Here is a 20,093-nt window from a genome sequence, read left to right as displayed (position 1 = left end):
CCCTCAGGCGCCCTCGTCCGGTGTCGGCTCCGGCTCCGGCTCCGTGTAGAGGACCTCGCGGGCCTGCTCGGCGGCGCGGGCGAGGCTCTCGGCGACGAAGTCGAGGAAGCGGGCGACGTTCTCCAGGCGGGCGCCGGCCGGAGTGCCGGGGCCGAGGACGCCGACGCCCTGCCGGGCGAGTTCGCCCTGGTCGACGAGGGACCGGACGCTGGCGGCCATCGACTGGTACCAGACGTCGGCGTCGACGACGTACCGCTCGCGGCGGCGCTCGTCGCGCTCCCTGCGGATGAGGGTCTGGCTCTCCAGGAACGCGATCGACTTGGAGACGGTCGCCGGGCTGACCTGGAGGTGCCGGGCGAGTTCGGACGCCGTCAGGCTGCCGGCGTCGGTCAGGAGCAGCGCGACCATCACCCGGGACATCATCTTGGGCAGGCCCGACCGCATCATGACGGTGGTGAACAGCTCCTCGTACGCGCGCACGGCCTCGGGGTCGCGTCCGTGCGGCTGGGGGGCCGACTCGGCGGGGCCCCGGGGCGGGGCGGCGGGCCTGCGCCGGTGGGCGCGCTGCTCCGTGGCGCGGTGCGCGAGGTCCGCGCGGTACCCGGCGGGACCGCCGTTGCGCATCACCTCGCGCGTGATCGTCGAGGTCGGACGGTCCAGGCCCCTGGCGATCTCCGCGTAGGCGAGGCCTTCGGCCAGCCCCAGTGCGATCTGCTGACGGTCCTGCTGAGTGAGCCTGCCTCCCGGCATCACGGCCTCCTTCGTCCCCTGAGGTTCCCAGCATAGCATTCACCTTCACCTCATTGCAATGCAAGCATCGCCCAACGTTGCGTTAAATCCATCTCCAGTGCAACGATTTACTCCACTTGAACTGCGGTTATGCACTTTCTACGCAACTAGCTTGTTGCCAACTCATCGAACGCAACGTAGCTTTTCCTGCATCGGAAACAACGGAAGCGCCGGAGACGGCGCGGACCAAGGAGCACCCGCCATGCAGACCTTCGCCACCCCCGCCCCGATCTCCGCCGTCCTCGACGTCCCCGCCGGACGGATCCGGATCATCGCCGCCGACCGCGACGACACCGTGGTCGAGGTCCTCCCCGCGGACGCCTCGAAGGGCCGCGACGTGAAGGCCGCCGAGCAGACCGGCGTCGCGTACGCCGACGGCGTCCTGCGGATCGAAGTCCCCTCCAAGAAGGGGAACTTCGGCCCCTCCGGGTCCGTCGAGGTGACGGTCCGGGTGCCCACCGGCTCCCGCGTCGAGGCGAAGGCGGCCGCCACCGAGTTCCGGGCCGTGGGCCGGCTCGGCGACGTCTCCTTCGACGGTGCGTACCGGCGGATCGAGATCGACGAGGCCGCGACCGTCCACCTCACCGCCACCGACGGCGACGTCGAGGTGGGCCGGCTGAACGGCCCCGCCGAGATCAGCACGGCGCGGGGCTCGATCCGGATCACCGAGGCCGTACGGGGCGAGGTCGTCCTCCGCACCCAGGACGGCGACATCTCGGTCGGCGCCGCCGCCGGGGTGTCCGCCTCCCTGGACGCCGGCACCACCCTCGGCCGCGTCGTCAACGACCTGAAGAACGACGGCACCGCCGTGCTCGCCGTCCACGCGACCACCACCCGGGGCGACGTCACCGCCCGCAGCCTCTGAGCCCTCCCCCCCCTTCCCGCGCCACTCCCCAAGGAGCATCACCATGACCGACCTGGCCATCGCGGCGACCGGGCTGCGCAAGTCCTACGGGGACAAGGTCGTGCTCGACGGCGTCGACCTCGCCGTCCCCGAAGGAACGGTCTTCTCCCTGCTCGGCCCGAACGGCGCCGGCAAGACCACCGCCGTCAAGATCCTCTCCACCCTCATCACCGCCGACGCCGGTGACCTGCGGGTCGGCGGCCACGACCTGGCCACCGCCCCGCAGGCGGTACGGGCCGCCATCGGCGTCACCGGACAGTTCTCCGCCGTCGACGGCCTGATCACGGGCGAGGAGAACATGCTCCTGATGGCCGACCTGCACCACCTGTCCAAGCGGGAGGGGCGCCGGGTGACCGCCGAACTCCTGGAGCGCTTCGACCTGGTCGCGGCGGCGAAGAAGCCCGCCGCCGGCTACTCCGGCGGCATGAAGCGCCGCCTGGACATCGCCATGACCCTGGTCGGCGCCCCCCGGATCATCTTCCTCGACGAGCCCACCACCGGCCTGGACCCCCGCTCGCGGCACACCATGTGGCGGATCGTCCGCGAACTGGTCGCCGGCGGCACCACCGTCTTCCTCACCACCCAGTACCTGGAGGAGGCCGACCAGCTCGCCGACCGCATCGCCGTCCTGCACGACGGAAGGATCGCCGCCGAGGGCACCGCCGAGGAGCTCAAGCGGATGGTCCCCGGAGGACACGTGCGGCTGCGCTTCTCCGACCCCGTCGCCTACCGCTCCGCCGCCGCGCACCTGCCCGGAGCCGCCCCGGACGACGAGGCGCTCACGCTCCACGTGCCCGGCGACGGGAGCCAGCGCGCCCTGCGCGCCGTCCTGGACCGACTGGACACGGCCGGCGTCGAGGCCGACGAACTGACCGTGCACACCCCGGACCTCGACGACGTCTTCTTCGCCCTCACCGGCACCGCCGGAGTCCCCGCCCAGCCCTCCCCCACCGAGGAGACCGTCCGATGAGCACCTTCGCCCTCGCCGTGCGCGACTCGTCCACGATGCTGCGCCGCAACCTCCTGCACGTCCGCCGCTACCCCTCCCTCACCCTGAACCTGCTGCTCACGCCGGTGATGCTCCTGCTGCTGTTCGTCTACGTCTTCGGCGACGCGATGAGCGCGGGCCTGGCCGGCGGCGGAGGCCGCGACGCCTACATCGCCTACGTCGTCCCGGGCATCCTGCTCATGACCATCGGCTCCACCGTCGTCGGCGCCGCCGTGTCCGTGGCCATGGACAAGAACGAGGGGATCATCGCCCGCTTCCGCACCATGGCCATCCACCGCGGCTCCGTCCTCGTCGGGCACGTGGTCGGCAGCGTGATGCAGTCGCTCGCCAGCGTCCTCCTCGTCGGCGCCGTCGGCCTCGCCATCGGCTTCCGCTCCACCGACGCCACCGTCCTGGAATGGCTGGCCGCCCTCGGCCTGATCGCGCTCTTCGCCCTCGCGCTCACCTGGATCGCGGTCGGCATGGGCATGGCCAGCCCCAACGCCGAGGGCGCCAGCAACAGCGCCACCCCCCTGATCCTGCTCCCCCTGATCTCCAGCGCCTTCGTGCCGCTGGAGTCGATGCCCGGCTGGTTCCGGCCCGTCGCGGAGTACCAGCCCTTCACCCCGGCCATCGAGACCCTGCGCGGCCTGCTGCTCGGCACCGAGATCGGCCACAACGGCTGGCTCGCCGTCGCCTGGTCACTGGCCCTCACCGTGCTCGGCTACCGCTGGTCGACGGCCGCCTTCCGGCGCGACCCGGCGTGACGGGCGCGGAAACCTCACACACGGGCCCCCGGTCAGTACGCCGGGGGCCCGTCGCCGTGTCCGTCCCCCAGCGCCAGGAACGACGCCACCCCCGTCGCCACCGACTCCGCGAAGACCACGTCCTCGCGCTCGAAGGCCGGACGGCAGGCGGCCCGCAGGAAGGTGAGGACGCCGAGGGTCCGGCCCCGGGAGCGCAGCACCGCGCACAGGGCGTGCGCCGCGTCGCCGGGCCACTGGTGGGCCTCCGCCCACACCTCGGCCGTACGGCCCGCGCTCGCGCGGACCGCGCCCGTCCGGTCCCAGGCCTGGAGCGCCGGGTGCCTCGGCCCGTACCGCAGCGGGATGCCGCCGCCCACGGGCGGCGAGGACGGGCCGGGGACGGACGCCGGGACGGCCAGGGCCCGCGTCAGGCGCCGGTCGCCCGCCACCCGGTCCACCAGGGCGTGGTCCGCGAACCCGGCCAGGGCGAACTCCAGGAGGACCGACGCCGCCTCCGCCGGGTCCTCGCACTCGGCCGCCGCCGCGCCCGCCCGGTGCAGCTGGCTCCACCGGAACCGCAGCCGGTCCGCCTCCCGCAGCGCGAACCGCTCCTCGGTCACGTCCTGGAACAGCCAGGCGACCCCCAGCGGCACCGCCGCCTCCGTCATCGGGGACCCCAGGCGCAGGAAGCCGCTGCGCCAGCACCGGCGCCGTTCCCCCGAGGCCGTCCGCAGCGTCACCCACACCTCGGCGGGGGCGGGCGGGGTGCCCTCCGCCAGGACGTGCTGGAAGGCGGCCTCCAGCTCCTCGGCCCCGTGCACGACGACCTCGCCGAGCGGGCGGCCCAGCAGGGTGGTGCGCCCGGCCCCGAAGGACCGGGCCGCGTGGGCGTTGACCATGGCGGGGCGCAGGTCGGCGTCGACCAGGACGACGCCCCAGGAGGCGTCGTCGAACAGGGCCTCGCTGAGGGCGACCGAGCGTTCCAGGTCGAGCTGGACGTGGACCTCGCTGAACGCGCAGTACACCCCGGCCGGCGCGCCGTCCGCGCCGCGCACCCCGGCCGCCTGGCTCCGTACGAGCACCCGCCCGCCGTCCTTGCGGAGCAGGACGAACTCGTGGACCTGCCGGCCGGGGCCCTTCATGGCCCCCATCAGGCGCCCCAGGGTCTCCTCGGCGTCCGCGCTCCGCGCCGCCCACCCCTCGAACCCGCGCCGCCCGACGGCCTCCCCGGCGGTCCAGCCGAGGATGCGCTCGGCCTCCCGGTTCCAGTGGGTGACCGTCCCGTCGGCGTCGAAGGCGCAGAGCGCCGCGTCCATCCCGTCGAGCAGCGCGGCCAGCAGATCGGCCCCCGCCCCGGGAACGGCGGTCTCACTCGTGGACTCCGCGAAAGCACTCACCCGACACCCCCCATGCTGTGGACCATTCAACTGGAACGTGACGCAGAGCACATCACCTTCGCGGAAAACGGTGGCCGGTACGTCCGGTCGGAACGGTTCCGGGACGGTTCAGAGCCCGGGCGACGGGCCCGGGCGACGGGGCCGGGCGACGGGCCCGGCTCAGCCCGGTGAGACGAAGCCCGACTCGTAGGCGGCGATGACCGCCTGGGTGCGGTCGCGGGCGCCGAGCTTCGCCAGGACGGAGCTGACGTGGGACTTCACCGTCTCCGTGCCCACCACCAGGCGCGCGGCGATCTCCGCGTTCGACAGGCCGCGCGCCACGAGCCGCAGCACGTCCGCCTCCCGCTCGGTGAGGCCGGCCCGTTCCAGCGCCTCCCGGGCCTCCGACCCGTTCCGCTCCCGCCCGTACGAGGCGGCCAACTGCCGTACCGCCGCCGGGAAGAGGAGCGAGTCGCCCTCCGCCACCAGGCGCACCGCGTGCACGATCTCCGCCGGGCGGGCCCGCTTGAGCAGGAAGCCGTCGGCGCCCGCGCGCAGCGCCCCGTACACGTACTCGTCGTTCTCGAAGGTGGTGACGACCAGGATCTTCGGCGGCTCGCGCACCGTGCGCAGGACCGCGCGGGTCGCCTCGATGCCGTCCATCAGCGGCATGCGGACGTCCATCGCGACGACGTCGGGACGCCGTTGGCGCACGAGGGGGATGACGGCGGCCCCGTCGGCCGCCTCGCCCACCACCTCGATGTCGGGCTGCGCCTCCAGGACGGCGCGCAGACCGGCCCGGACCAGCGGTTCGTCGTCGACGAGGAGGACGGTGATCGGCATGCGGCCAGCGTAGATCAGGCGTACGGGCGCGGACGGCGATCCCGGTTCCCCGTCCGGCCCGCTCCGGCCGCGCGGTACGCCCGCTCCGGTCAGCGCAGCGGCAGGTCCACGCGGACCAGCCACGCGTCGCCGTCCCGGCCCGTCCGGGCCGAACCGCCCAGGAGCGCGGCCCGTTCGCGTATCCCGCGCAGCCCGCTGCCCGAGCCGGTGCGCTCCTCCCGCCCCGGGGCCAGCGGATTGCGGACCTCCAGGCGGAGCACGGCGCCCTCCACCGCCACGCGGGCGGCGACCGGGACCGGGCCCGCGTGCCGCAGCACGTTGGTGAGGCACTCCTGGAGCATCCGGTACGCCTCGCGGGAGACCGGGCCCGGCACCTCCTCCAGCGGCCCGGTGACCTCGGCGTCGACCCGCGCGCCCGAGGAGCGCGCCGAGTCGAGCAGCCGGGCCGCCTCGTCCAGACCGGGGCTCGCGGCCGCCGGGCGGCCCGTCTCGCGCAGCAGGAGCAGGACGCGCTCCAGGTCCTCCAGGGCCGCCCGGCCCGTCTCCTCGATCGCCTCCAGGGCCCGGTCGGTGAACTCGGGGTCGGCGGCGGCCCGCGCGGCCCCGGCCTGCACCACGGCCAGGGTCAGGGCGTGGCCGAGCGAGTCGTGCAGCTCCCGCGCGATCCGGTTGCGTTCGAGGAGCCGCTCGGTGCGCCCCTCCAGGGCGGCCATGCGCTCCTTCACCGAGGGGCCGAGGAGGGTACGGGCCACCCGTGCGGACAGCGCGCCGCCCGCGACGACCACCGCCAGGAGCACGAGCACCGGGAGCGGGGCCAGGAACGCCGACCACCGGTCCCCGCCGGAGGGCAGGGTCAGGCCGGCCACGACCGGCTCCTCGACGTGCACCCCGGCCAGCGTCAGCGCGTACTGGGGCAGTCCGACCGACAGCAGCCAGGCGGCGAGCCCCGCCTCCATCCGGAACACCAGCCACAGGGCCGTCCTGCCCCGGTCCGTCCACGAGGCCGACGGGGACGCGGAGACGTCCGCGCCCTCCGGCGTCCTCCACGCGCGCGCGTGCTTGCCCGGGAAGAGCATCAGGCGCGCCTGGAGGCCCTCGGCACGGCGGGCCGACGGCACGAGGGCGACGGCCGCGACCAGCGGCACCGGGAGCACCGCCACCAGCAGCCAGTCCGCCGGGGACGGGCGCGAGAGGCCGGGGTAGACCAGTCCGGCGGCGAGCGGCACGGTCGCGCCCACGAGGAGATGGAGCCAGCGGGTGTACGTGACGGCCCGGGCGAGCGGCCGGAGGCGGCGGGCGCGGCGGGCGATGGCGCTCGCCGGCGGACGAACACGGCGGGCGCGGTGGGTGGCCGCGCTCGCGAGCAGCAGGAACCGGCGGGCGTGCTGCGCGGCGGTGCTCGCGAGCAGCGGGAACCGGCCGGCGCGGTGGGTGGCCGCGCGGGTGGACGGCCGGAACCGGCGGGCGCCGTGCGGGACCGCGCTCGCGAGCGGGTGGAGCCGGTCGGCGCGGCCGGTGGTCGCTCGGGCGAGTGGGCGGCGGCGAGGGGCGCGCGGAGCGGGGCGCGTCGGCCGGCGGAAGGGTCCGGGCATCCCGCCATCCTGGCAGGGCGCCCCGCGCCCGCGGCTCCCCCGTGCGGGGGAGACGGCCTCCCCGGGCGGGGGATGGCCCGGGGGCGGCGGGCGCCGAGGATCGTGCCATGACCAGCATCGACGTCAGGAACCTCACGAAGGAGTACGCCGGCAGGCCGCCGAAGCGGGCCGTCGACGGGCTGACCTTCTCCGTCGAACCGGGCCGCGTGACCGGCTTCCTCGGCCCGAACGGGGCCGGGAAGTCCACCACCATGCGGCTCGTCCTCGGCCTCGACCGGCCGAGCTCGGGCACCGCCACCGTCGGCGGCCGCCCGTACACGGCGCTGGCCGAGCCGCTCCGTACCGTCGGCGCCCTCCTCGACGCGCAGGCGGCCCACGGCTCCCGGACCGCCCGGAACCACCTGCGGGCCCTCGCCGCCTCCCACCGCATCCCGGACCGGCGCGTGGACGAGGTCCTGGCCGGGACCGGTCTCGCGGGCGCCGCCCGCCGCCGGGTCCGCACCTTCTCGCTCGGCATGCGCCAGCGGCTCGGCATCGCCGCCGCGCTGCTCGGCGACCCGGCCGTGCTCCTGCTGGACGAGCCGGCGAACGGCCTCGACCCCGAGGGCATCGTGTGGATCCGCGAGCTGCTGCGCGGGCTCGCCGCCGAAGGCCGTACGGTCTTCGTCTCCAGCCACCTGATGAACGAGACGGCCCTCTTCGCCGACCACCTCGTCGTCCTCGGCCGGGGCCGGCTCCTCGCGGACGTGCCGATGCGGGAGTTCATCGACGCCCACAGCCACGCGCGCGTACGGGTGCGCACCGGCGATCCCGTACGCCTGCGGGCCACGCTCCTGGCCGAGGGGTGGGTGGTCGGGGAGGGCGCCGACGAGGCCGGCCGGTGGGTGGTCGAGGGCGCCTCGGCCGAGGAGATCGGGGCCGTCACGGCCCGCGAGGGCATCCCCGTCTTCGAGCTGGCCGACGAGCGCGCCTCCCTGGAGCAGGCCTATCTCGCGCTCACCTCGGAGGAGGCGGAACACGCCGCCGCTCCCCGCCCCCGCTCCGCGTCCCTGGAGGCCTGACCGTGCCGTTCACCGCAGTCGTCCGCTCCGAGTGGATCAAGATCAGCTCCGTGCGGGCCAGTTCCGGATCGCTCCTCGCGGTCTTCGTCGTCGCCCTCGCCCTCAACCTGGCCCTGTACGTCAGCGTGGGCGGCCCGGAGCCGGACGGCGCCGGGGACCCCGTCTTCCGCGCCCTCTTCCAGACCAACTACGCGCAGCTCGCCGCGATCTCCTTCGGCGCGACCGCCGTGTCGTCCGAGTACCTGAATGGCGCGCTGCGCAACTCGCTGGCCGCCGTGCCGCGCCGGGGGCTGCTCTACGCGGCCAAGGCGGCGGTCACCGGGGGCGCGGCCCTCGTCGTGGGTCTGGTGACCTCGTTCACCACCTTCTTCGCTGGGCAGGCGTTCGCGGGCGAGTACGCCATCGGCATCGGGGAGCCGGGGGCGCTGCGGGGCTGCTTCGGCGCCGGGATGTACCTCGCCCTGATGGCCCTGCTCGCCTTCGGGCTGACGTTCCTGCTGCGCAGCGCGGTCGCGACGCTGAGCATCCTGACCCCGGCGCTGCTGATGCTGCCGTTCGTGATCGGGGACGTGGCGGCGGGCGCCGCCGACTACCTGCCGGACCGCGCCGGGCGGCAGATCCTCCACCAGGACCCGGTCGGGCAGGTCGGCCCCTGGGCGGGCCTCGGGGTGGCGGCGCTGTGGACGGCGGCGGCGCTCCTCGCGGGGTGGTGGGCGATGCGCCGCCGGGACGCCTGAGGGGGCGCCGGTCGGGGGGTCGGAAAAACCGCCGAATAAATCGGTTGAGCGTCCCGGGCGGAGTTCGTACGGTGGAACCACGCATGAAAGGAGGTGATCCGGAAGTGATTTCTTACCGGACCAGCGAGGTGACTGCGGGCTGAGGCCTGCCGTCGCACTCTGTGCACCTCGGCAGGCCAGTCTGCCGAAGACCAACGCAGTCACCCGACCCGTGAGCCGCCGGTAAGTCCGGCCGGCTCCCGTCCGACCCAGGCGCCTGGGCGGACGGGACCAAGGCTCACGGGTCGTCTGCGTGTACGGGCCCCCGCGGAGTTTCCGGGGCCCTTACGGGGCCAGGCGCTCCACGCGCCAGGTGTCGCCGTCCTCGCGGACGTAGCGCAGGCGGTCGTGGAGGCGGTTCTCGTGGCCCTGCCAGAACTCGACCGCGTCCGGGACGACCCGGAAGCCGCCCCAGTGCGGGGGGACCGGGACCCCGGTGCCCTCGGGGTGGCGGGCGGCCAGGTCGTCGTAGCGGGCGAGCAGTTCCTCGCGGGAGGCGATCACCGAGGACTGGGGGCTGGCCCAGGCACCGAGCCGGGAACCGTGCGGGCGGGTGCGGAAGTACGCCGCCGTCTCCTCGCGTCCGACGCGCTCGGCCCGGCCCGTGACGACGACCTGGCGGGCCGCCGGGTGCCAGGGGAAGAGCAGCGAGGCGTACGGGTTGGCCGCCAGCTCCCGGCCCTTGCGGGAGTCGTAGTTGGTGAAGAAGACGAAGCCGGCCGCGTCGTAGTGCTTGAGCAGGACCGTCCGGGAGGACGGGCGGCCGTCGGGGGTGGCGGTGGAGACGACCATCGCGTTCGGCTCGTGGATCGCCGGGTCCCCCGCGGCCTCCTTGAACCAGCGGGTGAACTGCGCGACCGGCTCGGGGGCGAGGTCGGCCGGGGTCAGCTCCGTGGTCCGGTACTGCTCGCGCATGCCGGCGGGGTCGGGGGCCTCTTCGGACCCCGGGCCGTGCGTGGAATCGTCGCTCGCGGAATCGTTCACGGGATCGGTCACGGGGCCATTCTGCGGCAGCGGGCCAGTCTGCCCGGCACCGGAGGCGGCTAACCCTCTCCCGCCGGATCGGCGGAGTGTGCCGGATGTCACGCTTCCCCGCATCATCGGAACCGTACAGACTCTTCGGCTGGATGACTGTTGATTCCCGCCATCGACCAACCCCGTTGATCGATCATCGATAGAGGAGCCGCCTGATGTCCGATTTCGTACCCGGGCTTGAGGGAGTCGTCGCGTTCGAGACGGAGATCGCCGAACCCGACAAGGAGGGCGGCGCCCTCCGCTACCGCGGCGTCGACATCGAGGACCTCGTCGGCCACGTCTCGTTCGGCAACGTCTGGGGCCTGCTGGTCGACGGCGCCTTCAACCCCGGCCTGCCGGCCGCCGAGCCGTTCCCGATCCCCGTCCACTCCGGTGACATCCGCGTCGACGTGCAGTCCGCGCTCGCGATGCTCGCGCCCGTCTGGGGCCTCAAACCGCTCCTGGACATCTCGCCCGAGCAGGCCCGCGACGACCTCGCCCGCGCCGCCGTCATGGCCCTCTCGTACGTCGCGCAGTCCGCGCGCGGCCAGGGCCTGCCGATGGTCCCGCAGAGCGAGATCGACAAGGCGCAGTCGATCGTCGAGCGGTTCATGATCCGCTGGCGCGGCGAGCCCGACCCGAAGCACGTCAAGGCCGTCGACGCGTACTGGACCTCGGCCGCCGAGCACGGCATGAACGCCTCCACGTTCACCGCCCGCGTCATCGCCTCCACCGGCGCCGACGTGGCCGCCGCCCTCTCCGGCGCCGTCGGCGCCATGTCCGGCCCGCTGCACGGCGGCGCGCCCTCCCGCGTCCTCGGCATGATCGAGGAGATCGAGCGGACCGGCGACGCCACCGCGTACGTCAAGCAGGCCCTCGACAAGGGCGAGCGCCTGATGGGCTTCGGCCACCGCGTCTACCGCGCCGAGGACCCCCGCGCGCGCGTGCTCCGCCGTACGGCCAAGGAGCTGGCCGCGCCGCGCTTCGAGGTCGCGGAGGCGCTGGAGAAGGCCGCCCTGGAGGAGCTGCACAACCGGCGCCCCGACCGCGTCCTGGCGACGAACGTGGAGTTCTGGGCGGCCATCGTCCTGGACTTCGCCGAGGTCCCGGCGCACATGTTCACCTCGATGTTCTCCTGCGCCCGCACGGCCGGCTGGTCGGCGCACATCCTGGAGCAGAAGCGCACCGGCCGCCTGGTCCGCCCCTCGGCCCGCTACACGGGCCCCGGCCGCCGGGACCCGCGCGACATCGAGGGCTACGCCGACATCGCCGGCTGACCCTCGGGGTGCAGCAGGAGCTCCGCGTGGTGGCGGGCCGCCACCGACGGGTGGGCGCGGAGCTTCCCCTTCAGGGCGTTGCGCCCGTACTCCGCGAACAGCGGGTTCGACGGGTCCGTGGTGACGCCCGGGGCCGTGGAGGCGTGCGGGAAGTCCAGCGGGGCGATCCGGGCGTCGAGCCGCGGGTTGTAGAAGAACGGTACGGAGAACCGTTCCGTCGCGCCGGGCGGGGAGACCACCCGGTGGTTGGTGGCGAGCAGGTAGCCGTTGGTGGCCACTTCGAGGAGCTCGCCCAGGTTGACGACGAAGGCGCCCGGCAGCGGCGGCACGTCGTGGAAGTTCCCGTCCTCCCTCTGGACCTGGAGCCCGCCCACCTGGTCCTGGAGCAGCAGGGTCAGGAAGCCGTAGTCCTTGTGGGCGCCCACGCCCTGGTCGTCGCCCTCGCCGCTGCTGCCCGGGTAGCGGACCAGCTTGAGCTGCGGGTGGGCGTGCGGGCCGAAGGCGTCGTCGTAGAAGTCCTCGGGCGCGCCGATGGAGGCGAGCAGCTCGTGCAGCAGGCGCGCGGCGACGCCGCTGAGGCGGTCGATCCAGTGCAGGGCGGCGGTGCGCAGCTCGGGCAGGGCCTCGGGCCACTGGTTGGGGCCTTCGAGCCACCAGTACGGGGCCTCCCAGGGCGCGGGGGCGTGCGCGGGGCGCTCGGCGCCGATGTCCAGCTGGTCGCGCCAGTCCCGGGCGCCCTGGGTCCGCTCGTCGCCGATGCGGGTGTAGCCACGGAAGTGCGGCGAGTTGATGTTGTCGAGGGCCAGCCGGTCGGCCTCGGGCAGCGCGAAGAAGGCGCGCATCGCGGAGGTGAGGGCCCGGGTCTCGGCCTCGGTCACCCCGTGCCCGACGAGCTGGAAGAAGCCCACGTCGTGGGCGGCCGAGTGGAGCTGGGCGTGGAGCAGCCTCCGGGCCTGCGGGCCGCGGTCGGCGGCGGAGAGGTCCACGATGGGGAGCTGCGAGGAGTACGAGCTGCTGGTCATGAGGTGTCCGCGGGGTCTACGGGTGCCCGGGGCGGCCGCCGGGGGTGGGGCGGGTGCCACGGGTGCCGGTCTGCTGGGGCTCGGTGACGGACCCGGAGGGGTGGGTGGAGTGGTACCCCGGAAGGTCTGGGGGGCCGGGCGGGTCCGGAGGACCCGGGAGGCCGGGTGGCCGGAGGGCCGGGCGGCTTGGGGGCCGGGGGCTCGGGGAGCCTCGCGGCGCGGGAGGCCGGTGGTCCGGAAGGCCGTGGGGGTCAGACGGAGCGTCGACAGCTCATGCTCGTGACGCGGACGAAGTCCACGTGGCGACGGCGTACGAGCGGAGGCATGCGGACAGGGTACTGCGAGGGGGCCGGGAGGGGTGTGGCGCGGGTCACGGAACGGGACGGTCTTCTCGTTCCGGGCCGGGGGCGTCCTTCCGGGCCGGGGCGCTCTTCCCGGTCGGGAGCGTGCCGCCGCTCCGGTCCCGGAGCGTGTCGCTACCTCAGCGCCTCGTTCACCAGCCGCGCCCACTGGGACACCACCCGTTCGCGGCGGGTGCGGTCGTCGGTGAGGAGGGTGGCGAGGCCGAGGCCGCGGGCCATGTCGAGGAGGCCCTGGACGGTCTCGCGGACGCCGGGGCGGGTCTCGTCGGCGCCGAGGACCTCGACGGCGATGCGGTGGGACTCGCGGCCGACGCGGGCCTCCAGCTCGGTGACGCGGGCGCGCAGCTGGTCCTCGCCGGTGGCGGCGACCCAGAGGTGGAGGGCGGCCCGGAAGAGGGGGCCGGTGTAGAGGTCCACGAGGGCGGCGACGGCCGCCTCCCGGTCGTCGGAGGGCAGGGCCCGCAGCGCCTGGGAGCGTTCCTCGGCCACGTACTCGACGGCGGCGGTGAAGAGGTCCTCGCGGGTGGGGAAGTGGTGCTGGGCGGCGCCCCGGGAGACGCCGGCCCGCTCCGCCACCGCGGAGACCGTCGAGCCCGCCCAGCCGTGTTCGGCCAGGCAGGACACGGCGGCCTCCAGGAGCCGCTGCCGGGTGGCGCGGCTCCTGTCCTGCTTGGGTGCGGTCACAGCCGCCATGCGGGGTCCCGTCGTTCGAGGAAGGCCGTCATCCCCTCGCGCGCCTCGGCGGAGGCGAAGAGCGTGGCCGACCTCTGCACCAGGTCCTCCGCGTCGCGTTCGAAGGTCTCCAGGACTCTAGCGGTGACCAGCCGTTTCGATTCCCGCAGGCCCTGCGGCGACGCGGCGCGCAGGGCGTCGAGGATGCCGTCGAGGGCGTCGTCCCCGGCCGTGACCAGGCCCATGGCGATCGCCTCCGGCACCCCGAACCGCTCGCCCGTCAGGTAGTAGCGGGCCGCCGCGCGCGGCTCCAGCCTCGGCAGGAGGGTCAGGGAGATGACGGAGGGCGCGACCCCGATCCGTACCTCCGTGAGGGCGAAGTCCGCGCCCTCCCCCGCCACCACCACGTCGCACGCCCCGAGCAGCCCGAGGCCTCCCGCGCGCGCGTGCCCCGTGACCCGGCCGACGACCGGCTTCGGCAGCTCCACGATCCGCCGGAGCAGGGCCACGAAGTCGTACGGGCTCGGGGGCGCCTTCAGGTCGGCGCCCGCGCTGAAGGTGGTGCCGGTGTGGTCGAGGACCACGGCCCGTACGCCCGGGTCCTTGCCACAGGCGGCGAGCGCGTCGGCGAGCTCGCCGACGAGGGCGGCGGAGAGGGCGTTGCGGGTGGCGGGGGAGTTCAGGGTGAGGGTGGTGATGCCCCGTTCCTCGGACGTGGTGACGAGTGCGGTCATGAGCGCTGCCTCAGTTCCCTTCGGAGGATCTTCCCGGACGCGGCCCGGGGGACGGTGTCGACGAACTCCACGGCGCGGACCTTCTTGTACGGGGAGACGCGCGCGGCGACGTGCGCGACGACCTCCTCGGCGGTGAGGCCGGGCGCGGAGGGCTGGCGGACGACGAAGGCCTTGGGGATCTCGGTGCCGTCGTCGCCGGTGACGCCGATGACGGCGGCGTCGGCGATGCCCTCGTGGGTGAGGAGCAGCGCCTCCAGCTCGGCGGGGGCGACCTGGAAGCCCTTGTACTTGATGAGCTCCTTGACGCGGTCGACCACGAAGAGCCAGCCGTCGCCGTCGACGCGCCCGACGTCCCCGGTGTGGACCCAGCCCTCGGCGTCGATCATGGCGGCGGTGGCGTCGGGGCGGCCCAGGTAGCCCTTCATGACCTGGGGTCCCCGGATGGCGATCTCGCCCTCCTCGCCGGGCGCGGCGTCCTTCGCGGGGTCGTCCAGGGAGAGGATCCGCATCTCGGTGGAGGGCAGGAGCCTGCCGACGGTGCCGGGCGGGGGCGTCTCGGCGTCGAGGGGGACGACGTGGGTGCCCGGGGACAGCTCGGTCATGCCGTACGCCTGCCGGACCGGCGGGAGCCCGAGCCGCTTCGAGCAGGCCTCGGCGAGGGCGGCGTCGAGGGGGGCGGCGGCGCTGACGACGTACTCCAGGGAGGACAGGTCGTAGTTCGCGACGGCCGGGTGCTTGGCGAGGGCGAGGACGATCGGCGGGGCGACGTACAGGCCGTTGATGCGGTGCTCCTGGACGGCGCTCAGGAAGGCGTCGAGCTCGAAGCGGGGCTGGACGACGACGGTGGCGCCCTGGCGGAGGGGGGCGTTCATGAGGGCGGTGAGCCCGTAGATGTGGAAGAAGGGCAGGACGGCGAGGATGCGGTCGCCCGGGCCCATGGGGATGAACGGCTCCAGCTGGGCCAGGTTCGTCGCGATCGAGGTGTGCGTGAGCATCACGCCCTTGGGTACCCCGGTGGTGCCGGACGAATACGGCAGGGCGGCGACGTCCTCGTCCGGATCGACCTCGATCTCGGGGACGGGCCCGGTGGAGCCGAGGAAGGCCTGGAGCGAGCGGACGGTCTCCCCCGCCGGGGGCTGGTCGCAGAGGAAAATCTCCTCGATCCCGCCCGCGAGTTCGGCCGCCGCGCGGGCGGCGGGCAGCAGGGGCGAGACGGTGACGATCCAGCGGGCGGAGGAGTCGCGGAGCTGCTTGGCGAACTCCTCGGGGGTGGCGAGCGGGTGGACGGTGGTGACGGCCGCGCCGGCGCGGGTGGCGGCGTAGAAGGCGACGGGGAAGAGCACGGTGTTGGGGCTGTGCAGGGCGAGCACGTCGCCCTTGCGGACACCGGCCCCGGCGAGCCCGGCGGCGACGAGCCGGTGGAAGGCGTCGACCTGGGCGTACGTGAGGGTGAGCGCACCCTCCGCGCCGGAGCCGTCGACGAGGGCCGGGGTGTCGCCGTACTCGGCGGCGCGGCCGAGGACCGCGTCGTGGATGGGGAGCGAGACGGCCGGAACGTCCTCGTACGCGCTGTGGAACACCATGTGTGACCCCCTGGAGAGGTGGAAGGTGAGCGCCAGGATCGCGGGTGGGGCGGCGACTTGGGGAGACCCTGTCAGTACCCCGTAGAACAATCAAGCACGCATGCATGGTTTTGGGGCGGTGCCGTGCGGGGTTCACGAGGAAACCGGTACGGCCCCGCACCGAAGCGCGGGGCCGTAACAGAATGAATCCTTGTCCCTGGGAGAAGGCGGACCGGAGGTCCGCGTGCGTCCGTCCCGCACCACGCGGGCGTCGGAGGGGCGATTTCGGCGCGCCCGAGAGGACTACCGTCGCGCGAGCTGGGGAAGCAACTCCCTGGCCTGCTTCATCAGTACCTCGTCGGTGAGGGCGAAGCGGCCGACATACAGCTCGCCGTGTCCGTACATGTTGCCTCCGTTCCCCTTCGGTTCGGCACGCGCGTCCCATTCAAGGGACCATTCGGCCGACGGAAGGTCCCACGATCCCGGTTTTGCGACGGTGCGAGCGCTCCAGGCAGTGCACAGGACCCATTCGGCGTGGGCCGCCCGGTCCGCGCTGGCACTACTGTGCCGTGCGCCGACGTCGAGGAGGCTCATGTCGGGGACTTCGGGAATCGGAATGTATCCCACGGCGGCAGTCACGCCGAAACGTCCGGTGGTCGCGTACGCCGCGACACCGTAGATGTCCGGCCACAGATGGAGCAGGGGAAACACCGTCACCCTGCCTGTACCGCTGATTTCGCGTGCCATGGCGCCTCTCCTCGCGTGCGGAACCCCGCTCCGATCCTGCCAGAGCGGGGCCCGCGACTCGCCGTTCTCCAGGGTCAGTTGTCGCCGCAGCCGTGGGTCGGGTTCGAGCCGCCGCCGTCGCCCGACTCGATGTCCTTGTTGCCCTGGTCCTCGCCGCCCTGGACGGTGACCCAGCGGTCCGTACTGATCATGTGCGTGCCCTTCACTCGGTGGTGCCTGGACGTGCTGCACTTGCAGAGCCCCGCTCCCGTGGCGCTCGGTCAGGGGAGCGGGGGGTGGATCGCCGCCCCGCCGAGCAGACGGGGTTCCGCGTCGGCGAGGCGGCTGCCTAGGGGATGCGGAGCCACAGGGCCGCGAAGAATCCGCCCACGGCCGCTGCGGTCAGGAAGGTCGCGGCGCGGGCGACGAGGGGACCGGCACGGTGCTGATGACCCGCGCGGCTCCACGCGGCGTAAGGCTCTCGCGCTCCTGCGGGCTCGCCGTCCAGCAGTCCCTCGCGGTGGCGGTCCACTCGTATCCTCCTGGACGCGTGAGGGTGAGGAGGGCGCCGTCGACGGCGTGCACCTGGCCCACCAGTGCGCGCGTGCCGTCGACCACGCAGTCGCCCTCCCGGTACCTCATGCCGGCTGTCCGTCGCTGAGGTCGCTTTCGCCCTCGGCCGCCGTGACGGGGGCGGGCGGGTCGGCCCGCGTGGGGTTCGGGGTGGCGGCGAGGCTCGGGTCGGGTACAGGGGTGACAGGGACGGGCGGCAACGCGAACACCACGGTTCCTCCTGCTCGGACTTGCTCCGGCTGTTGTAACCAGTTAACAACTGTGTGTGTGCGAGAACTTGCACACGGTTTGCACACCGGGGCGCACAGCCAGGCGGGGCCTGTGAGCATGGCCCGTGACCTGACCTCGACGGGGTAGGACGGACTGCATGAGCGCAACCAGCGAAGTCGCACCGGGGGCGAACCTCGCCCTGATCCGGAAGGAGCGCGGCCTCTCCCAGGCGCAGCTCGCGCGGATGGCCAACGTGTCCGTGTCGCTGTTGTCGAAGATCGAGGTGGGAGACCGGACGCTCACGCCCACGGTCGCCGCGACGATCGGCAAGTCCCTCGGTCTGTCCATGGCGGAAGTCCTGGGCAAGGCCCGGATCGCCGAGGACGACGAGGAACGGCTGACCGACCTACGGTCCGCCGTTCGGGACTACGACCTGCCGGGCCGCATCCAGGCCGAGGAAGGCGCCGTCCTGGCCGCCGTGGAATCAGTACGGGAGGCCCGCGACGAGGCCCGGGTGCACCACGTTCTCGCCCGGCTGCCGGGCCTGCTGCGCAGCGCTACAACGTACGCGCACGCGGAGAACACGACCGAGGCATGGATGCTCCTGGCGGAGGTCTACAGCTCCGTCTACTGGCTCGCCGCCCGGCACCGCTGGATGGACATGGCCGAGCTGGCGGTGACCCGGCAGCGGTGGGCCGTCGAACAGCGCGCCAACCCACTCGGGGAGGCTATCGCCGCACGGGACCGTGCCGGCGCCTACCTCAACGGCGGCGACGCCGAAGGCGGTCTTGTGGTCGTGGACCGGGCCATCGCGCGGGCGGAAGAGGCCCTGTCCGGGCAGGACCGCGCGTTCGCGGTGGGGGTACTGAACCTGCGGGGGATGACGCTGGCCGGCCGCCTGGAGGACAAGACCGAGGGGGCCCGCGAGGCCGAACGGCACATCGCCTCCGCCGAGCGGGTGGCCGACGAGTGGTTCAGCGGTGGCGACGCGAACCGGCATTCGATGATCTTCGGACCGCAGAACACCGCTACGCACGTCCTCGCAACCCGGCTCGATCTCGGCCGCCCCCGGGAGGCCCTCGCCGTCGCGGAGAACCTCGACACGGTCCTCGACGGCCTGCCGGCCACCCGGGTGGCTCCGTCGCGCTTGAACGTCGCCCGCGCGCACCTCGACGTCGGAGACCGCGAGGCCGCCCTCGCGAACCTGTCCGCGGCGTGGGAGGCGGCGCCGCAGATGGCCCGTATCCATCCGACGGCCCGCGAGGTCTTCCGGGTCCTCGCCTCGCTGCATCGCCGAAGCAACCCCGAGTTGCTTCGGCTCTCGCACATGTCCGGGATGCCGCTGTGAGCGCGAGACGGCTCAGCATCCCTGGCCAGGAGGCGGGGCCATGGCGTTTCCGCAGTTCAAGCAGTCAAACCATGTCGCTCCCCTTTAGATCCAGCGTCATGGAAGAAGGGCAGGACGGCGAGGATGCGGTCGCCCGGGCCCATGGGGACGAACGGCTCCAGCTGGGCCAGGTTGGTGGCCATGGAGGTGTGCGTGAGCATCACCCCCTTGGGTACCCCGGTCGTGCCGGACGAATACGGGAGGGCGGCGACGTCCTCGTCCGGATCGACCTCGATCTCGGGGACGGGTCCGGTGGAGCCGAGGAAGGCCTGGAGCGAGCGGACGGTCTCCTCCGCCGGCGGCTGGTCGCAGAGGAGGATCTCCTCGATGCTGCCCGCGAGTTCGGCGGCGGCGCGGGCGGCGGGGAGCAGGGGCGAGACGGTGACGATCCAGCGGGCGGAGGAGTCGCGCAGCTGCTTGGCGAACTCCTCGGGGGTGGCGAGCGGGTGGACGGTGGTAACGGCCGCGCCGGCGCGGGTGGCGGGGAGGCCACCGTGTTCTTCCCGCAGGACCTTCTCCGAGCCGACCGGCCGTCAGTTCTCGCAGCCCACGCCGTCGCCGTCGCGGTCCAGGTGGCGGGCGTAGCCGGGGTCACCCCGGTGGATGGGTGCGGCTCCGGCCGCGCGGACGGCCGTGCAGTTGCGGTAGTAGACGTCCTCTTCGGCGGCTTCCTGCGTGGGCTCGGGCTCCGGCTCCGGTTCCGGTTCGGGGGCCGCCGTCGGCGGCTGGGTGGTCGGCCGGGGCTTCGGGGACGGGGGCGGGGTCGGCTTCGGGGTCGGCTTGTGGAGGACCGTGTTCGGCGACGCCGGGCACGGGACGCCGGGCTCCGTCAGGTACACCACCGGCACCGCGGACGTGACCGGCGCGCCGGCGTCCGGGCGCTGGAAGCAGACCAGCCACGTGCCGTACTCGGCGGGGAGGTCCACGTCCTTGTAGGCGGCGTAGGCCCGGCCCAGGTTGGCGGTGACGATCGGCTCGGCGGAGGCGTAGGCGCCGCCGACGAGCGAGGGCATCACCGGGACCTCCTCCGTCTCCGACGGGGTGGGAGTCGGGGTCGGCGTCGGGGTCGGGGTGGGGCTCGGGGACGCGCCGGCCGCGGGCCGGTCCGCCTTCGCGTCGTCCTTCGGCGGGTCCGCGGTGAGGAACGGCAGCAGGAACCACAGGGCCGAGAGGACGGTCGCCACGATCTTCTGCGACTTCTTCCAGAGGCTCGTCCAGACCAGGGCGATACCGGCCGGCGGGAAGATCACCAGCAGCGTGATGATCAGGGCGGGGTGCTGCCACCAGCGGCGGAGGGGCCGGGGCGGAGGCGGAGGGGCATACGGATAGGGCTGCGGCGGTGTGTACACGTACGTCTCCCCGGCGGGCATGGAACACAGGCGTGAACGACCTGTGTGCGAAGTGACGAGATCGTACACAGGTCATTCACGCCTGCACCTTCTTCTTTCAAAAACCGGACCCGATGGGCCCCTTCCGGGA

Annotated in this window: 19 protein-coding genes and 1 pseudogene; 7 read left to right on the top strand and 13 right to left on the bottom strand. The window is 73.7% G+C overall.

The annotated features are described in order from the left end of the window. Window positions 1-3 precede the first annotated feature (3 nt). Window positions 4-750: a helix-turn-helix domain-containing protein gene (locus OO47_RS07760; RefSeq protein WP_030208642.1), complete on the bottom strand. Its 747-nt coding sequence runs from the start codon at window positions 748-750 to the stop codon at window positions 4-6. Between the two features lie 241 nt (window positions 751-991). On the opposite strand from OO47_RS07760, the gene OO47_RS07755 reads away from it, so the two are divergent. The 3 genes from OO47_RS07755 to OO47_RS07745 are packed head-to-tail and all read left to right on the top strand — an operon-like array spanning window position 992 to window position 3,448. Then, a complete protein-coding gene (locus OO47_RS07755; protein WP_030208639.1) occupies window positions 992-1,654 on the top strand; it encodes a DUF4097 family beta strand repeat-containing protein in 663 nt (220 codons plus the stop codon). A gap of 43 nt (window positions 1,655-1,697) precedes the next feature. Then, the gene (locus OO47_RS07750; protein ID WP_030208636.1) at window positions 1,698-2,663 is read left to right on the top strand and encodes an ATP-binding cassette domain-containing protein; all 966 of its coding nucleotides are present in this window, start codon (window positions 1,698-1,700) and stop codon (window positions 2,661-2,663) included. Next, a complete protein-coding gene (locus OO47_RS07745) occupies window positions 2,660-3,448 on the top strand; it encodes an ABC transporter permease (RefSeq protein ID WP_030208633.1) in 789 nt (262 codons plus the stop codon). Before OO47_RS07750 ends, OO47_RS07745 begins: the two co-directional genes overlap by 4 nt. 32 nt (window positions 3,449-3,480) lie before the next feature. Here the strand turns inward: OO47_RS07745 and OO47_RS07740 are convergent, their stop codons facing one another. From OO47_RS07740 to OO47_RS07730, 3 genes are all read right to left on the bottom strand, one after another. Further along, on the bottom strand, window positions 3,481-4,824 hold the full coding sequence (locus OO47_RS07740; RefSeq protein ID WP_030208629.1) for a PAS domain-containing protein: 1,344 nt from the start codon (window positions 4,822-4,824) through the stop codon (window positions 3,481-3,483). 159 nt (window positions 4,825-4,983) lie between these two features. Then, window positions 4,984-5,646 carry a response regulator gene (locus OO47_RS07735; protein ID WP_030208622.1) on the bottom strand — a complete coding sequence of 221 codons (663 nt, stop codon included), beginning with the start codon at window positions 5,644-5,646 and terminating at the stop codon, window positions 4,984-4,986. Between the two features lie 89 nt (window positions 5,647-5,735). Further along, entirely contained in the window at window positions 5,736-7,238 is a 1,503-nt protein-coding gene (locus OO47_RS07730; protein ID WP_106969358.1) for a sensor histidine kinase, read from the bottom strand. A 107-nt stretch (window positions 7,239-7,345) separates the two neighbouring features. Between OO47_RS07730 and OO47_RS07725 the strand changes: the two genes are divergently transcribed. Both OO47_RS07725 and OO47_RS07720 read left to right on the top strand, forming a co-directional pair. After that, the gene (locus OO47_RS07725) at window positions 7,346-8,299 is read left to right on the top strand and encodes an ATP-binding cassette domain-containing protein (protein WP_030208620.1); all 954 of its coding nucleotides are present in this window, start codon (window positions 7,346-7,348) and stop codon (window positions 8,297-8,299) included. Between the two features lie 2 nt (window positions 8,300-8,301). Continuing rightward, complete coding sequence (locus OO47_RS07720) at window positions 8,302-9,036, top strand: ABC transporter permease (RefSeq protein ID WP_407696287.1); 735 nt, start codon at window positions 8,302-8,304, stop codon at window positions 9,034-9,036. A 324-nt stretch (window positions 9,037-9,360) separates the two neighbouring features. On the opposite strand, the gene pdxH is transcribed toward OO47_RS07720, so the two are convergent. Continuing rightward, window positions 9,361-10,176: a pyridoxamine 5'-phosphate oxidase gene (gene pdxH / locus OO47_RS07715; protein ID WP_078489524.1), complete on the bottom strand. Its 816-nt coding sequence runs from the start codon at window positions 10,174-10,176 to the stop codon at window positions 9,361-9,363. A gap of 89 nt (window positions 10,177-10,265) precedes the next feature. Between pdxH and OO47_RS07710 the strand changes: the two genes are divergently transcribed. Beyond that, window positions 10,266-11,366, top strand: coding sequence for a citrate synthase 2 (locus OO47_RS07710; RefSeq protein ID WP_030208616.1), 1,101 nt, complete (start codon window positions 10,266-10,268; stop codon window positions 11,364-11,366). Here the strand turns inward: OO47_RS07710 and OO47_RS07705 are convergent. From OO47_RS07705 to OO47_RS07680, 6 genes are all read right to left on the bottom strand, one after another. After that, the gene (locus OO47_RS07705; protein ID WP_033208392.1) at window positions 11,345-12,388 is read right to left on the bottom strand and encodes an isopenicillin N synthase family dioxygenase; all 1,044 of its coding nucleotides are present in this window, start codon (window positions 12,386-12,388) and stop codon (window positions 11,345-11,347) included. The genes OO47_RS07710 and OO47_RS07705 overlap by 22 nt on opposite strands. A gap of 476 nt (window positions 12,389-12,864) precedes the next feature. Then, on the bottom strand, window positions 12,865-13,443 hold the full coding sequence (locus OO47_RS07700; RefSeq protein ID WP_030208613.1) for a TetR/AcrR family transcriptional regulator: 579 nt from the start codon (window positions 13,441-13,443) through the stop codon (window positions 12,865-12,867). Then, the gene (locus OO47_RS07695; RefSeq protein ID WP_030208611.1) at window positions 13,431-14,156 is read right to left on the bottom strand and encodes an enoyl-CoA hydratase family protein; all 726 of its coding nucleotides are present in this window, start codon (window positions 14,154-14,156) and stop codon (window positions 13,431-13,433) included. The genes OO47_RS07700 and OO47_RS07695 overlap by 13 nt, the downstream gene beginning before the upstream one ends. Continuing rightward, a complete protein-coding gene (locus OO47_RS07690) occupies window positions 14,153-15,739 on the bottom strand; it encodes an AMP-binding protein (RefSeq protein ID WP_030208609.1) in 1,587 nt (528 codons plus the stop codon). Before OO47_RS07690 ends, OO47_RS07695 begins: the two co-directional genes overlap by 4 nt. Before the next feature lie 282 nt (window positions 15,740-16,021). Further along, the gene (locus tag OO47_RS07685; RefSeq protein WP_030208606.1) at window positions 16,022-16,465 is read right to left on the bottom strand and encodes a hypothetical protein; all 444 of its coding nucleotides are present in this window, start codon (window positions 16,463-16,465) and stop codon (window positions 16,022-16,024) included. A 381-nt stretch (window positions 16,466-16,846) separates the two neighbouring features. Next, window positions 16,847-17,086 carry a hypothetical protein gene (locus tag OO47_RS07680; RefSeq protein ID WP_030208603.1) on the bottom strand — a complete coding sequence of 80 codons (240 nt, stop codon included), beginning with the start codon at window positions 17,084-17,086 and terminating at the stop codon, window positions 16,847-16,849. Window positions 17,087-17,384: 298 nt separating this feature from the next. Between OO47_RS07680 and OO47_RS07675 the strand changes: the two genes are divergently transcribed. Continuing rightward, window positions 17,385-18,575, top strand: a complete 1,191-nt coding sequence (locus tag OO47_RS07675) for a helix-turn-helix domain-containing protein (RefSeq protein ID WP_030208601.1) — start codon at window positions 17,385-17,387, stop codon at window positions 18,573-18,575. Window positions 18,576-18,664: 89 nt separating this feature from the next. On the opposite strand, the pseudogene OO47_RS34765 reads toward OO47_RS07675, so the two are convergent. Next, window positions 18,665-19,096, bottom strand: a pseudogene (locus OO47_RS34765) (AMP-binding protein); the annotation flags it as partial. Between the two features lie 51 nt (window positions 19,097-19,147). Then, a complete protein-coding gene (locus OO47_RS38575; RefSeq protein WP_324606508.1) occupies window positions 19,148-19,963 on the bottom strand; it encodes an excalibur calcium-binding domain-containing protein in 816 nt (271 codons plus the stop codon). Window positions 19,964-20,093 lie beyond the last annotated feature (130 nt).

The organism is Streptomyces bikiniensis (genome assembly GCF_000716625.1).
GTDB classification, from domain to species: Bacteria; Actinomycetota; Actinomycetes; order Streptomycetales; family Streptomycetaceae; genus Streptomyces; species Streptomyces bikiniensis.
This window is presented reverse-complemented; position numbering and strand designations above follow the sequence as displayed.

Excerpts from the sequence above, each read along its gene's own strand:
- OO47_RS07730 (WP_106969358.1), bottom strand. The coding sequence starts at position 7,238 with ATGCCCGGACCCTTCCGCCGGCCGACGCGCCCCGCTCCGCGCGCCCCT.
- OO47_RS07725 (WP_030208620.1), top strand. The coding sequence starts at position 7,346 with ATGACCAGCATCGACGTCAGGAACCTCACGAAGGAGTACGCCGGCAGG.
- OO47_RS07755 (WP_030208639.1), top strand. The coding sequence starts at position 992 with ATGCAGACCTTCGCCACCCCCGCCCCGATCTCCGCCGTCCTCGACGTC.
- OO47_RS07700 (WP_030208613.1), bottom strand. The coding sequence starts at position 13,443 with ATGGCGGCTGTGACCGCACCCAAGCAGGACAGGAGCCGCGCCACCCGG.
- OO47_RS07735 (WP_030208622.1), bottom strand. The coding sequence starts at position 5,646 with ATGCCGATCACCGTCCTCCTCGTCGACGACGAACCGCTGGTCCGGGCC.
- OO47_RS07675 (WP_030208601.1), top strand. The coding sequence starts at position 17,385 with ATGAGCGCAACCAGCGAAGTCGCACCGGGGGCGAACCTCGCCCTGATC.
- OO47_RS07710 (WP_030208616.1), top strand. The coding sequence starts at position 10,266 with ATGTCCGATTTCGTACCCGGGCTTGAGGGAGTCGTCGCGTTCGAGACG.
- OO47_RS07680 (WP_030208603.1), bottom strand. The coding sequence starts at position 17,086 with ATGAGGTACCGGGAGGGCGACTGCGTGGTCGACGGCACGCGCGCACTG.
- OO47_RS07745 (WP_030208633.1), top strand. The coding sequence starts at position 2,660 with ATGAGCACCTTCGCCCTCGCCGTGCGCGACTCGTCCACGATGCTGCGC.
- OO47_RS07705 (WP_033208392.1), bottom strand. The coding sequence starts at position 12,388 with ATGACCAGCAGCTCGTACTCCTCGCAGCTCCCCATCGTGGACCTCTCC.
- pdxH (WP_078489524.1), bottom strand. The coding sequence starts at position 10,176 with ATGATGCGGGGAAGCGTGACATCCGGCACACTCCGCCGATCCGGCGGG.
- OO47_RS07760 (WP_030208642.1), bottom strand. The coding sequence starts at position 750 with ATGCCGGGAGGCAGGCTCACTCAGCAGGACCGTCAGCAGATCGCACTG.
- OO47_RS07690 (WP_030208609.1), bottom strand. The coding sequence starts at position 15,739 with ATGGTGTTCCACAGCGCGTACGAGGACGTTCCGGCCGTCTCGCTCCCC.
- OO47_RS07695 (WP_030208611.1), bottom strand. The coding sequence starts at position 14,156 with ATGACCGCACTCGTCACCACGTCCGAGGAACGGGGCATCACCACCCTC.
- OO47_RS07750 (WP_030208636.1), top strand. The coding sequence starts at position 1,698 with ATGACCGACCTGGCCATCGCGGCGACCGGGCTGCGCAAGTCCTACGGG.
- OO47_RS07685 (WP_030208606.1), bottom strand. The coding sequence starts at position 16,465 with ATGGCACGCGAAATCAGCGGTACAGGCAGGGTGACGGTGTTTCCCCTG.